Here is a 14,481-nt window from a genome sequence, read left to right as displayed (position 1 = left end):
TTAGTAAAGTGTTAGATAAATATCTGTTGTCTATTTCACGACCTAAAAAGCGATTATTTAGCATCATAATCGATGTTTTATTTGTTTTTATCGCATTCTGGGGAGCGTTTGGTGTGCGTTATGGTCATTTTGATAGCTTTTTATCAACTGATCTTTGGCAAGCATTTTTATTATTAACTGTTGTAACAATAGCAACTTTTGTTAAGCTTGGTTTATATCGGGCTATATTACGCTATTTAAGTTTCCATGCTCTGTTAGTGGTGAGTTGTGGTGCCTTCATTTCTGCGGTAGCACTGTCTGTTTCTGGTTTTTATTTTAGCGATACCACTATTCCCCGTACTGTACCTATTATATATGGTGCATTTTTAGCCTTATTAGCAGGCGGCGCACGCTTGTTAATGAGGACCATTGTTTTCTCAAAACGCTCACAAAAGAAAAAGCGAGTACTTATCTACGGTGCAGGTTCTACAGGCCGTCAGCTTTGTATTGCCCTTCGCCAAAGCCAAGATTATTTACCTGTAGGCTTTGTTGATCAAGACAGCAGCTTATTTGGCACTTATATTCTAGGCTTAAAAGTACTACCACCTAAAAAGATTGAGTTTTTAATCCATCGTCTTAAATGCGACAAGGTGCTGTTAGCTTTACCGCGTGCTAGCCGTTCAGAGCGTAAAGCAATTTTAGATACATTAGCCAATCTAACCGTCGAAGTACTTACAGTGCCAAGTATGGAAGATATTGTTAATGGTGATGCTAAAATCGATGAACTGCGTGATGTGCCTATTGAAGATTTGTTAGGCCGAGACCCAGTTGCGCCTCGCCCAGAGCTAATGCGTGCAGACACCACAGGCAAAGTGGTTATGGTGACAGGTGCAGGCGGCTCTATTGGCTCTGAACTTTGCCGTCAAATTTTGATGCAAAGCCCAACTAAGCTTATTTTATTTGAGCTATCCGAGTACGGTTTGTATGCGATTGATAAAGAACTTACAGCGCTAGCTACTGAACATGCTCTTAATGTGGAAATTATTCCTTTATTGGGTTCTGTTCAGCGTATGAACCGCTTACAGGCAGTGATGGAGTCTTTTAAAGTTGAAACTTTATACCATGCTGCGGCTTACAAACATGTTCCGCTAGTTGAGTACAATGTTGTTGAAGGTGTCCGCAATAATGTGTTTGGTACCATGTATACAGCCCAAGCAGCGATTAAAGCCAAAGTGGATACTTTTGTTTTAATCTCGACCGATAAGGCTGTTCGCCCGACCAATATTATGGGCACAACCAAACGGATGGCCGAACTTGTGTTGCAGGCTCTTGCTAAACAAGACCATCAAACACGCTTTTGTATGGTGCGTTTTGGTAATGTTTTAGGCTCTTCTGGTTCTGTTATTCCGCTGTTTAAAAAACAAATTTCGCAAGGTGGGCCTGTTACTGTTACTCATGAGGATATCACCCGTTACTTTATGACTATTCCAGAAGCGGCTCAACTGGTTATTCAAGCGGGTGCTATGGGTAAAGGTGGTGATGTCTTTGTACTTGATATGGGCGAATCAGTACGCATTACTGATTTAGCCAAAAACTTGATTAAGCTTTCAGGGCTAGATGTTCGCTCAGACGCTAACCCAAATGGTGATATTGCCATTGAGTTTACTGGCTTGCGCCCTGGTGAGAAATTGTATGAAGAGCTTTTGATTGGCGATAATGTGGCGAAAACCAATCACGAGCGAATTATGACAGCACAAGAATTGAGCTTAACTTGGGTTGAGTTGAGTAAAATTATCGATGTGCTAGATCGCGCTTGTCATGATTTTGATCATGAAAGCATTCGCCAGGGCCTATTGGATGCCCCTACAGGGTTCAATCCAACAGATGGTATCAGTGATCTTGTATGGCACGCTAATCATAGCAATACAAATGTTGTTGAATTAGCCAGTTAAGCGTGAGCTACTTAATGGGTTGGTATAAATTATATTGGCCTGTAGTTACAGCATTACGAGCACCATATCGTTAGTCATTATTTTAGATATTTTACTGAACCTCTAGTAAAGGCTGTTTCATCGCATGAGGCAGCTTTTTCTTTATTCCTCGCCTCCCTTATGAGTCTTCCATTTTTCTCTTCGCTTCTTTTTCCCGCATCGTCGCTTCCGTTATCGAGAATGCACTTTTTTATTTGTTAACTTCTATACGGCTACACATCAATAATACGTTTTTCGCTATAGAGCGCATAGCTCAGGCATAACAACTTGCTGAAGATAGTCCAGTCCAATATAATTAGTGATTACTCATTACAAATACAGCCATAAATTTAGTAATAATCCGCATGATAGGGGCGATACCTAGGGCGGTAGCGTGCAAAAAACTGATTATGCTTGTATTTTTTATGCAACTAACCCTCTATGTTAGCGGCTAAGCTAGGCGTGAATAGGGGAATTTGCTTCTTTCAATTTTTTAGTTAGCAGAGCATGCGGGAATCAATGTCTCACTCTTCTTTCAGTCATTCTATAGGCTGTTGAGTTGTTGTTTTGTAAGTGTAATCTGGTTGAAATGGATATAAGAATAGAAAATGAAAATTTTAGTAACAGGCGGCGCAGGGTTCATAGGTTCTGCAGTTATCCGCCATATTATCAAACATACATCAGATTCTGTACTCAACGTAGATAAACTCACTTATGCTGGCAATCTTGAGTCACTTTCAGACATCGATAGCAATGAACGTTACTCATTTGAACAGGTCGATATTTGCGATCGCCAAGAGTTAGATCGCTTGTTTACCACTTACAACCCAGATGCTGTAATGCACTTGGCCGCCGAAAGCCATGTAGACCGTTCTATTGATGGGCCCGCTGCTTTTATTGAAACCAATATCGTTGGTACCTATACCCTGCTTGAGGCGACACGCGCTTACTGGAATAGCCTAAATAATGACGCTAAGTCCGCATTTCGCTTTCACCATATCTCTACCGATGAAGTCTACGGTGATTTAGAAGGGACAGATGATTTATTTACTGAGACAACGTCTTACGAACCTTCAAGCCCGTACTCAGCATCAAAAGCTTCTTCTGACCACTTGGTTCGTGCCTGGTTACGTACATACGGCTTACCTACTATTGTTACTAACTGCTCGAATAACTACGGCCCTTACCATTTTCCTGAAAAGCTGATCCCATTAATGATTTTAAATGCTTTAGATGGTAAATCATTACCTGTCTATGGCAACGGTATGCAAATCCGAGATTGGTTATTTGTTGAAGACCATGCTCGTGCTTTATACAAAGTGGTGACAGAAGGCGTGGTCGGTGAAACCTATAATATTGGCGGCCATAATGAGAAAGCCAATATCGATGTCGTCAAAACGATTTGTTCTTTGCTTGAAGAATTAGTACCCAATAAACCGCAAGGCGTTAATCAGTATCTTGATTTAATTACTTACGTAACGGACCGTCCAGGACATGATGTTCGTTATGCGATTGATGCATCTAAAGTTGAGCGTGAATTAGGCTGGAAGCCAGAAGAAACCTTTGAGTCAGGTATTCGTAAAACGGTTGAATGGTATTTAAACAATAAACAATGGTGGTCGCGCGTTTTAGACGGCTCTTATGCTGGAGAACGTTTAGGTGTATCGAGCACGACTGTTACGAGTGAAAACGTTGCAAATGAAAACGTTGCAAATGAAGGCGTTGCAAATGAAGGCGTTGCAAACGAAAAAGTTGTAAATAAGGTAGTTAAGTGATGAAAGGGATTGTGCTCGCGGGTGGTTCTGGTACGCGTCTATACCCATTAACGCGCGGTGTATCAAAGCAATTACTGCCTATTTACGATAAACCTATGGTGTTTTATCCAATATCAACGTTAATGCTTGCTGGTATTAAAGATATTTTAATTATCACCACACCGGAAGATAACGCTGGCTTTAAGCGTTTGCTTGGTGATGGTTCAGATTTTGGTATCAACCTTGAGTACGCAGTTCAGCCTAGCCCGGATGGGCTTGCTCAGGCTTTTATTATCGGTGAAGAATTTATCAGTGATGATAGCGTGTGCTTAGTGCTGGGCGATAATATCTTCTATGGTCAGTCTTTTTCTAAAACGTTGCAAAATGCGGCTGCAAGAGAGTCGGGCGCAACCGTGTTTGGTTATCAAGTGAAAGACCCTGAGCGTTTTGGTGTGGTTGAATTTGATAAAGAGATGAAAGCGGTCTCTATTGAAGAAAAGCCTGAAACACCCAAGTCAAACTATGCGGTGACAGGGCTTTATTTCTATGACAACCGTGTTGTTGAAATGGCCAAGCAAGTTAAGCCGTCTCACCGGGGCGAGCTTGAAATCACCACACTAAATGAAATGTATTTAAATGATGGTACTCTGAATGTTGAGCTATTAGGTCGTGGTTTTGCTTGGTTAGATACAGGAACCCATGAAAGTCTTCATGAAGCCTCTTCATTTGTTCAAACTATAGAGAATGTACAGGGCCTAAAAGTGGCGTGCTTAGAAGAAATTGCATGGCGCAATGGCTGGTTGAGCGATGAGCAAGTACTATCACTAGCAAAGCCTATGATGAAAAACGAGTACGGGCACTATCTGACACGATTAGTGAAAGAAAAGCAGAAAAAGGCAGTGAATTAAATGCGGGTATTAATTACAGGTTGCCATGGTCAGGTGGGTCATTGTTTTACCGAACAATTAGCTAAAGATGAAAATACAACAGTATTAGCGCTAGATAAAGAGCACCTTGATATCACCAATCAAGAGGCTGTTCAGGCGACAGTTACTGAATTTCAACCCACGGTTATTATCAATGCCGCCGCCCATACTGCAGTCGATAAAGCAGAAGAGGAAGTTGAGCTTTCTTATGCGATTAATCGTGATGGTCCAAAATACTTAGCGCTCGCGGCACAAAGTGTAGGGGCTGCAATGCTGCATATCTCAACCGATTATGTCTTTGAAGGCAATAAAGTGGGTGAGTATGTAGAAAGTGACACCACCAACCCGCAGGGGGTTTATGGTGAAAGCAAATTAGCGGGTGAGTTTGCTGTAGCAGCTGCGTGCGATAAACACATTATTCTTCGTACTGCGTGGGTGTTTGGCGAGAACGGCAATAATTTTGTCAAAACCATGCTACGTCTAGGCACAACGCGTGACGCATTAAGCATTGTTGGTGATCAGTTTGGCGGCCCAACTTACGCTGGTGACATTGCTAAAGCGTTAATTCAAATAGCTACGCGTATAACTCAAGGCGATGCTGTTGAGTTTGGTATTTACCATTTTTCAGGCTTACCACATGTCAGTTGGTTTGAATTTGCAGATGCTATATTTGACTCGGCAGTTAAGCAAGACGTTATCGTTAAAAAGCCAAGTTTATCCAGTATTACGACTGAGCAATATTCAACACCAGCGAAACGTCCAAGCAATTCACGGTTAAGCACGGATAAAATCACACAAGCATTTTCTGTTGAAGCGAGTGATTGGAAGGCCGCACTAAATAATATTCAAGCGTATACAGGGTAATAAGATGAAAGTAATCGATACTCGCATTCCTGATGTAAAAATCATTGAGCCAAGTGTTTTTGGTGATGAGCGTGGTTTTTTTATGGAAACCTGGAACCAAAAAAAGTTTGAAGAAGTAGTAACAGGTAAGCCTACACAATTTGTACAAGATAACCATTCAAAATCAAAGAAAGGTATCTTGCGTGGCTTACATTACCAAACAGAAAATACACAAGGTAAATTAGTTCGAGTTGTTTCAGGCGAAGTATTTGATGTTGCGGTCGATATTCGGAAGGGTTCACTAACATTTGGGAAATGGGTTGGAGTGTATCTTTCGGCGGAAAATAAGCGTCAACTATGGGTGCCAGAGGGATTCGCACATGGTTTTTATGTGACGAGTGAGGAGGCAGAGTTTGTATATAAGTGTACAGACTACTACAATCCTGCCGCTGAACATTCAATTTTATGGAATGATCAGGATATTGGTATCGAATGGCCTTTAGGTTGTGAACTGCCGTTACTTTCTGACAAAGATATGCAAGGTATACATTTTCATAAAGCAAAATTAATGTCTATGTAATAGATATATGGAAATCAAAGCTAAATTCTTTTTAGCTAAGAAGCTCTAATCTTTTCTTGTCGCAAATACATTGTTCATCACACAAATAAATGTATTGAAATTCATTATTTTATTATGAGGTTATATGACAAAGATACTTAAATTTTCCGATTGTGTAAAAGTTGATTTATTTTCAGCTCAGGTTATAGAAAAGATTGAAGAGTGCTTCATTGATTATGCAAAAAAGAATTGTAATCTTGAATCTAAAATAGTTTTAAGAAAGGATGGGGCTTCATTTTATACAACCATGCCTGCAATATATAAAGATGTTATGTCTGTAAAAAGTATTCAAAGAGATGATGTTCAAGGACAGCCATCTATACGTGGTATGCTTATATTGAACGATAAAAATTCAGGAGAGCTTTTATCTTTAATGGATAGCACTTATCTTACGGCAGTGAGAACTGGTTTAACTGCTTATATATCACTAAAGAATACAACGGATATTGTGAATACAACTAAAACAGTGTCTGTTATCGGAATTGGAAATGCAATGGTTTCATTTTTGAAAACATTGAATAATTTCAAAAATGAGCACCAAATTAGAAAAATATACGTAATAGATTATAAAGATCATTTAAATCGTGTAGTTAGTATATTAGATGATGATTTTGAAGTAGAAAAGATTACTGAAAATAATGATTTGATGAATGCAGATATTATTGTTTCTGCAATTACATCTGCAAATGGAAGTATTGTAACTAAATTTGATGAAAACTGGAAAGGGAAAACAATCATTCCTATTCACGTAAGAGGATGGGAGCATTTTGACAAAGAAGTCGATATAATAACAACTGATTTTTATGAACAGACTAAAAATTGGATTAGACCTGACGCATTAGAGTTAGGTGATATTATTTTAAACAATGAATTTGTTAAAAAGCGCGATTCCGATGTGAATGTCATGAGCTATAATTATGGTGGTGCACTAATTGATTTAGTAATTGCAGACTATATTTATAAGGAAGCCATTAAGCTAGGTCTAGGAATGGATTTAGATATTTGGGATATGAATTCAAAATACTTTTAAAGGTAATAGTATGCAAGTGGTAATTCCAGCAGCCGGTATGGGCAATCGCCTAGGTAACCATACGAAAGATAAAACAAAATGTATGGTAAAAGTACATGACATCACACTGATAGAACGCAGCTTAGAAATATTGTCTAAGTATGATATTAAGCGTTTTGTTATCGTTGTCGGTTATCATAAAGATAAATTAACTGAATTTCTCGGTGATAATTATAATGGGATAGAGATTGTTTATGTTGAGAATAATATCTATGATAAAACCAATAACATTTACTCTATATACCTAGCAAAAGATTACTTAGTCGAAGATGATACTATTCTGCTAGAAAGTGATCTTATTTATGAACCTCAAATAATTGAAAATCTTATCTCGAATCAATATCCTAATGTTGCTGTTGTAGATAAGTACCAACCTTGGATGGATGGTACCGTTGTTGAACTAGATAATAGTTTTGACATTGTTAATTTTGTATCTAAGAAAGACTTTAACTTCGCTAAAACAGATGAATATTACAAAACAGTTAATATTTATAAATTTAGCCAAGAGTTCTTGAAAAAAACATATGTTCCATTTTTAGAGGCATATTCTTCTGCGTTGGGTGATAATGAGTATTATGAGCAGGTTTTAAGAATAATCACATTACTTGAAACGCAAGAGTTAAAAGCATTACCACTTCAAGGTGAGAAATGGTATGAGATCGATGATATTCAAGATCTTGATAATGCAGAAGTTATTTTTTCAAGCAAAGAGCAAAAACTAAAATTACTTTCTCAACGTTTTGGTGGTTATTGGCGTTATGAAGATATCAAAGATTTTTGCTATCTAGTTAACCCTTACTTCCCTAATGATACATTTGTTGGTGAAATGAAGCACTCATTTGATACTCTGTTACGAGAATATCCATCTGGTGCTAATGTTCAAGCATTATTAGCTTCGAAAATGTTCAATTGTGATCAGAGCCAAATTGTTGTAGGTAATGGTGCAGCAGAGCTTATTGATGCATTGTCTACAGAAATTGATTGTAAATTAGGTTTGTTTTTACCTACCTTTGAAGAGTATTCTGCAAGGTTTAAAAATGTACACCTAGAGAAAATTACGAACAAAAATTATTCATACACAATAGAAGACATTAAGCGATTAGCTGAAAAAGTTGATGGCGTTCTTTTAATTAATCCAGACAATCCATCTGGAAACTTTATTAAGTATGATGATTTACTTGAACTTATACATTGGTTTAAGAAAGAAAATAAAAAATTGATCGTTGATGAATCTTTTGTAGACTTTGCCGTTAACGGTATCGAATCAACACTATTATCTGAAGATACATTGAATTTATACTCTGGACTAATTGTTATAAAGAGTATTAGTAAGAGTTATGGTGTGCCAGGTATTCGCTTAGGTGTATTGGCATCATCAAATACTACTTTAATATCTCGAATTAAAAAGAAAATACCTGTTTGGAATATAAACTCTCTGGGCGAGTTCTTTTTCCAAATTATAGGGAAATACCAAAAAGTATATAATTCTGGTTGTAAGAGTATTATTAATGAGCGTAATGCTTTTTATCAGCAACTTGAGCAAGTTCCATTTTTAAGACCGATAGAATCTCAAGCTAACTACATATTATGTGAAGTTATAGGTAAAAATTCAGAAGAACTTGTCTCTGAACTTTGTCAAAAATTCAGTATTCTTGCTAAAGACTGTTCTAAAAAACAAGGTTTTGAAGATAATAGTAACTATATAAGACTGGCAGTAAGGAATTCGGCAGATAATCAATACTTAATTGATTGCCTAAAGGAAATATAATAAGGATTTTATTGTGTACAGCTTAGAGTTAGTTAATATTGATTTGATCAAAGAAACAGAGGAACATATACCCAGCCGGGTTGAATGGCTCGCTGAAAGAATCAAGGATGAAGGGATTTGGCGAGTACCTGTTTTACTTGAGAAAACAACGTATGCAATTATGGATGGACATCATCGCTATAATGTTGCTAAAAAACTGGGTTTAAAACGAATACCTGCAATACTGCTATCATATGATAGCTCTAGTGTTGTTGTCACCTCGTGGAGGGATGACTTTAAGGTAGATAAACAATTAGTTCTAGATTATATTAAAGCAGGTGAAATATTCCCGCATAAAACAACTAAGCATATAATTAAGCCTGCACCAAAAGAAATCCAGATTCCAATATCATTTTTATACTAGTCTAATACCCTTCGTTAATATGAAGGGTATTTATTAAAAGCGTAAATGTAAATGTCTATAAAAAAGTTTGTTAAGAATATCTCTTATTTGGGAGGTATTCAAATGCTAACATTATTTGTTCCTTTTTTATATTACCCTTATCTTATTCGGTATATGGGGGCTGAAAATTATGGTTTTGTAATCTATGTACAAGCTATAATCTTTATGCTTGGTATATTTATTGATTATGGGTTTAATCTTTACGGTACAAAAGAGGCCTCTCAGCGTAGAGAAGATAAAATAGAGATGTCTAAGTTATACTCATCAATAGTTTTTATAAAAATATTGATGTTTATATTCTTAATTCCACTCTATATTTTTATTGTTGAGTTTTTACCATCGAGTAATTTTCCTAATGCATATTACATCTATATTTTTATGTATTTACTGCTCATCAATGATGTTTTTTTCTCACAGTGGTTTTTCCAGGGTGTTGAAGAAATAAAATATGCTGCAATAATAAATCTTTCATCACGCATACTATTACTATTCGTTATATTTATAGGTGTAAATACAACCCTTGGATTGTATAGTTTGACGGTAGGATTGATTTTATCGGCTATTGCCAACGCTATACTATCAGTGTTGGTAATTAAATATAAGTTTAGTGTTAATTTTGTTTGTGTAAGGTTTGAAGAAATAAAATGTCATGCTAAAGCATCGAGCGCTTTCTTTTTTTCTAGAGTTGCAAATATATTTATACTTAAAATTAATGCGTTCATAATTGGTAATTCATTTGGAATGAATTATGTTGCTTATTATGATTTGGCTGAAAAGTTAGTTAATTTATTGACTATACCATTAAACATTCTCAACCAAGTAACATACCCCAAAGTATCAAAAGATAAAAATTATAATTTTGTCTACCTCATAATTAAACTTGCTCTTCTTTATGCACTTGTCACATATATGGCTATTTATTTTTTTGGCCAAGATATTATTCGTATGTTCGCAGGCGATGGAATGGAGGGGAGCATTACACTATTATGTATTTTACTAATTACATTGCCAATAAATGCAATCAGCTATTTTTTAGGCAATTGTGTGTTAATAGTTGCCGGATATATTAAAAGCTTCAACATGAGTATACTTCACCCAGGTCTTCTTTATTTGGTTATTTTGGGAACCTGTTGGTGGCAAGGCTATTTATCGCCTGCTATTTTAGCAACCTTCGTTGTAATTAATTGCTTTTTTGTTTGTTTATATAGAGTGGTTGTTTACTTTAAAATTAAGAAAGAACTGTAAGAGTAAATTATGAGTTTAAATATTTTTATAAATAGATTTCCGTATGTGTCAAAAACTAAAGTTCTTTTAATCTATCGACGTTTTTTCCTTTCTATATATAAGAACAAGTTAATGGTTATATTAACTGAGCTTAACAAGATATTAGATAATAAACTTATCTTAGAGTACGGTACTATGCTTGGAGCTGTTCGCTGTAATTCAGTACTTCCTCATGATTATGATCTTGATTTTGGTTTCCCTCTTAGTGACTGGTCTTTAAAAATACGCGAAGAGTTTTTCCTAAAGGGTTTTACTCTAAGGCATGAGTTTATTGTTGATGGAGTAGTCTTTGAAGAGAGTTACGGTTACAAAGGTATTGTAGTAGATATTTTTTATTATGAAATAGAAGATCAAAAAATATATACACCTGTTTTTCGTCGAGTTAATGATCGTTGGACTTTGTTTCAGTTTAGTAACCGTTTTAATGGCTTTAAAAGCATACCGTTTGAAGACACAAATATGTCGATTCCGGTTAACTTTGACTCTCACTTGAAATCATATTATGGCGCTGACTATATAATACCTAATGCTCAGTGGTCTGGTCCTAATGATGCAGTTTCGACTCAACGTTTAGCATCATATGTAAAAAAATAGCATAATCGTGATATTATTTAATTGAGTATTGATGAATGGCTAAAAGGCTTCTTGTAATCTATTTGTTTTTGTTTGTTTTCTCATTGACCATCCCAATTTTTTATCATTCAGCTTTTTTAGTTGGATTTATTAGCTTTGTTCATCTTATAACGGTCTCTAATTTTAACTATAGGCATGTTTCTAAGTATGTAGGCTCTTTTTTGTTCTTGACAGGTATAGGGTATATTTTAGTTATATTCATATCTATATATTATGAGACGTATGATTTTTCTTTTTTAAAAACATATACGAATAACTTTTTATCTTCACTTTGTGCTATACCATTAGCTCAACTATTTGTTCTGTACTATAAAAAAGATGCTTACGATCAGATATGTAAATCACTTTTTTATGTTTTTTTTATTCAATCTCTCATCATAATTGTTGTTCTACTCTTACCATTCTTAAAACCTATAGTACAAGTTTTTCACCGAAATGCAGAGTTGGCTATGCAAGCAGATGTTTTCTCAAGTGGAATACGTACTAATGCACTCTCTGGTGGTTTGTTCTTTGGGTTGACAATATCTTTCAGTATCGCTTTGATTATATATTTCCATTATTATATGAATCAGCCGATAAAACGTATACTTGCTAAAGATTTTGCTAAGTTTTCTATTGTTAATATTGGGATGTTAATATCAGGAAGATTCGGCGCTGTATACCTTTTTTCTTTGCTTTTTATGAAATTATTTTCTTTAAGAGTACTTTCAAAGTTGCGCACTGTATTCTTGTGGTCTTTTTTAACCATAATTTTTGCTGTTTTTTATGTTTCGATATTTTCTGTAGATCTGTCTTTTTTATATGAGAATAATATTTCTACTTATGTACTTGAATTTATAGAAAATGGTGCTGAGTCACAGTCCACAAATAGACTGCTTGAAATGTACCAAGTTAACTTTCCTCTAGCTGATGTGTTATTAGGTACTGGACATTACACTAATTTAGATGGGTCATATTATCAACACATAGATGTTGGATATTTTCGTGTTTTATTATTTGGAGGGATACCCTTTCTTCTTTTTTCGATACTCTTCACATTGAACTTGTTATCTCCAATTTTAAAAGCGAACAATATACCCTCTGCTAAGTCGCTATGGATGTCTTTAGTCGTTTTCTTTTTCCTATCTAGCTTTAAAGGTGAAGTGATGGTGACAATGGTATCTGTTAACTCAACGTTGTTTTTATTTTGTTTAATTATATCACTTACGAATAAGAAGTTTTACCATGAGCCAAATGCAGTCACCTGAATTAAGTGTTGTTCTTCCTGTCTATAATGCTGAAAATTATGTATCTGAGGCAGTAGAATCAATTTTATCTCAAGATTTTGAAAATTTTGAATTAATAATAATTGATGACTGTTCTACTGATTCATCTTACGAAATACTGAAAAAAAAATCAGAATTAGATAATAGAATTAGATTATACAAAAATGAAGTGAATTTAAGGCTAATTAAAACTTTAAACCTTGGGCTATCGCTTGCTAAGGGGAAGTATGTTGCTCGGATGGATGCAGATGATGTTTGTCGAAGAGATCGCTTTACAAAACAATATAGCTATATATCTAAAGGTAATGTTGCTATTGTTGGTTCTAATTATAAAGTTTTCGGAACCAAAGAACGAACTATAAAATTACCTGAGGATGATGCTTCATGTAAACTGGGTTTATTAACATGTTCACCATTCTGTCACCCCGTAGTTATGATGAATCTAGATATAATCAAAGATAATGGTTTAATATATGATGAAAACTTCATTCATGCGGAAGATTTTGAGTTTTTTATTAAACTATCTAAATGCGGGGAAGTTCATAATATTCAAGAGCAACTGATTAATTATAGGTATCATGATTCACAGATATCTAATGTACATAAAAATAAACAAATAGAATCGAGAGTTAAAGCTATATTAGAGCATTATAATGTTGATGAAAAAAACTTAGTAAAATCAATTCTAGCAATGGGAAAAGATAGTTCTGCTATCGATACTAACCAGTTTTATAAAGGTATTTTTGAGTTACTATTATATAAAAATGAATCACTGTCACTAGACTCTTGGTGTAACATAATATTCAATGCATCTAAAATTGATCTTGTTAAATATTTTATTAAAAGGGTTATTTTTTGAAAATTGCATTTATTCTTCCTTCTTTGAAGCCTACTGCACCAATTCTTGTTGCTCAAGATATTATTGCTGGTTTAAGGAAATGCCATCCAAATGTAGATGTTACAGTTTTCTATTTAAAACAAAGCGATTTACAAGTCACTTTTAATGTACCGACGGTGAAAATTAGCTTTTTCAAGGCTATAGATTTTTCCAACTATGACATAGTTCACTCTCATATGTTCAAGCCTGACTTCTATATATTTTTACATTCAATGTTTAAGCAAAAAAAAACCAGGTTTGTATCGACGTTGCATAGTCTCTTCCTTGAAGATCTATACGATCACTATGGGTATATAAAGTCGCGTATATTTGGGTTGGTCTGGGCTTTATCGTGGTCAAAGTTTGATAGATTAGCAGTTTTGAGTCATACATCAAAAACATATTATTCTAAAGTACTCCCTTTTTTTGAATACAAGTTATCAATAATAAATAACGGGAGAGATGTAGATTCATCTTTGATCCAAAATTGTTCTAATGACGATGTTTCATGTAAAATAAAAGCGTTGAAAAATGACAAGAATATTGTTATTGGGACTTGTTGCATTGTTAGGGAGTTAAAAGGCCTTGAACTTGTTATTTATGCTTTGGCTAAGAATGATTCATTTGATTTTGTTTTAATTGGTGATGGTCCTTATTTGGAATACCTAATTGAGTTATCAGTCAAACTTGGTGTCCGTGAACGATTTCATACATTAGGGCGTATTGAAAATGCATATGTTTATGTATCTTTATTTGATATATACGTTATGCCTTCAATTTCGGAAGGTTTTGGTTTGGCCTTATTAGAAGCAGCAGCGCAAAAAAGCAATATAGTCACGTCAAATATTGAAATATTCAAAGAGATTTTCCCGAATGAAGTTACTTTTTTTGAATTAGGAAATGTGGACAGCTTGGTTTCTGCAATAGGAACAAGCTATAAAAAAGATTTAGGTGATGATGTTTATATGAAATATAAAGAAAATTATACGGTAGATGTCATGTCCAATAATTATTATGATTTATATATCACGATGATGAATAATAAATAGTAT

13 protein-coding genes are annotated in these 14,481 nt (G+C 35.0%); all 13 read left to right on the top strand.

Features of this window, described 5'->3' with window-relative positions:
• The first annotated feature begins 8 nt into the window (after positions 1 to 8).
• Positions 9 to 1,931, top strand: coding sequence for a polysaccharide biosynthesis protein (locus OCU77_RS12600; protein WP_107302914.1), 1,923 nt, complete (start codon positions 9 to 11; stop codon positions 1,929 to 1,931).
• 626 nt (positions 1,932 to 2,557) lie between these two features.
• Complete coding sequence (gene rffG, locus OCU77_RS12595) at positions 2,558 to 3,724, top strand: dTDP-glucose 4,6-dehydratase (protein WP_239685982.1); 1,167 nt, start codon at positions 2,558 to 2,560, stop codon at positions 3,722 to 3,724.
• Positions 3,724 to 4,611, top strand: coding sequence for a glucose-1-phosphate thymidylyltransferase RfbA (gene rfbA, locus OCU77_RS12590; protein WP_048899069.1), 888 nt, complete (start codon positions 3,724 to 3,726; stop codon positions 4,609 to 4,611). The genes rffG and rfbA overlap by 1 nt, the downstream gene beginning before the upstream one ends.
• Positions 4,612 to 5,493: a dTDP-4-dehydrorhamnose reductase gene (gene rfbD, locus OCU77_RS12585; protein ID WP_048899070.1), complete on the top strand. Its 882-nt coding sequence runs from the start codon at positions 4,612 to 4,614 to the stop codon at positions 5,491 to 5,493.
• 4 nt (positions 5,494 to 5,497) lie between these two features.
• Positions 5,498 to 6,052 (top strand): dTDP-4-dehydrorhamnose 3,5-epimerase, encoded by a 555-nt coding sequence (gene rfbC / locus OCU77_RS12580; protein WP_048899071.1) that lies wholly within the window; start codon positions 5,498 to 5,500, stop codon positions 6,050 to 6,052.
• A 124-nt stretch (positions 6,053 to 6,176) separates the two neighbouring features.
• Entirely contained in the window at positions 6,177 to 7,121 is a 945-nt protein-coding gene (locus OCU77_RS12575; protein WP_048899072.1) for a hypothetical protein, read from the top strand.
• Positions 7,122 to 7,131: 10 nt separating this feature from the next.
• Positions 7,132 to 8,928, top strand: coding sequence for an aminotransferase class I/II-fold pyridoxal phosphate-dependent enzyme (locus OCU77_RS12570; RefSeq protein ID WP_048899073.1), 1,797 nt, complete (start codon positions 7,132 to 7,134; stop codon positions 8,926 to 8,928).
• A 13-nt stretch (positions 8,929 to 8,941) separates the two neighbouring features.
• Positions 8,942 to 9,331 carry a ParB N-terminal domain-containing protein gene (locus OCU77_RS12565; protein ID WP_048899074.1) on the top strand — a complete coding sequence of 130 codons (390 nt, stop codon included), beginning with the start codon at positions 8,942 to 8,944 and terminating at the stop codon, positions 9,329 to 9,331.
• Between the two features lie 51 nt (positions 9,332 to 9,382).
• The gene (locus tag OCU77_RS12560; RefSeq protein WP_048899075.1) at positions 9,383 to 10,615 is read left to right on the top strand and encodes an oligosaccharide flippase family protein; all 1,233 of its coding nucleotides are present in this window, start codon (positions 9,383 to 9,385) and stop codon (positions 10,613 to 10,615) included.
• Positions 10,616 to 10,624: 9 nt separating this feature from the next.
• Entirely contained in the window at positions 10,625 to 11,248 is a 624-nt protein-coding gene (locus OCU77_RS12555) for a LicD family protein (protein WP_048899076.1), read from the top strand.
• Positions 11,249 to 11,283: 35 nt separating this feature from the next.
• Positions 11,284 to 12,534 carry a hypothetical protein gene (locus tag OCU77_RS12550; protein WP_107302913.1) on the top strand — a complete coding sequence of 417 codons (1,251 nt, stop codon included), beginning with the start codon at positions 11,284 to 11,286 and terminating at the stop codon, positions 12,532 to 12,534.
• Positions 12,512 to 13,411 (top strand): glycosyltransferase family 2 protein, encoded by a 900-nt coding sequence (locus OCU77_RS12545; protein ID WP_048899078.1) that lies wholly within the window; start codon positions 12,512 to 12,514, stop codon positions 13,409 to 13,411. Before OCU77_RS12550 ends, OCU77_RS12545 begins: the two co-directional genes overlap by 23 nt.
• Positions 13,408 to 14,478 (top strand): glycosyltransferase family 4 protein, encoded by a 1,071-nt coding sequence (locus tag OCU77_RS12540; protein WP_261855988.1) that lies wholly within the window; start codon positions 13,408 to 13,410, stop codon positions 14,476 to 14,478. The genes OCU77_RS12545 and OCU77_RS12540 overlap by 4 nt, the downstream gene beginning before the upstream one ends.
• Positions 14,479 to 14,481 lie beyond the last annotated feature (3 nt).

This window comes from Photobacterium swingsii, assembly GCF_024346715.1.
In the GTDB taxonomy this organism is placed as follows: Bacteria; Pseudomonadota; Gammaproteobacteria; order Enterobacterales; family Vibrionaceae; genus Photobacterium; species Photobacterium swingsii.
This window is presented reverse-complemented; position numbering and strand designations above follow the sequence as displayed.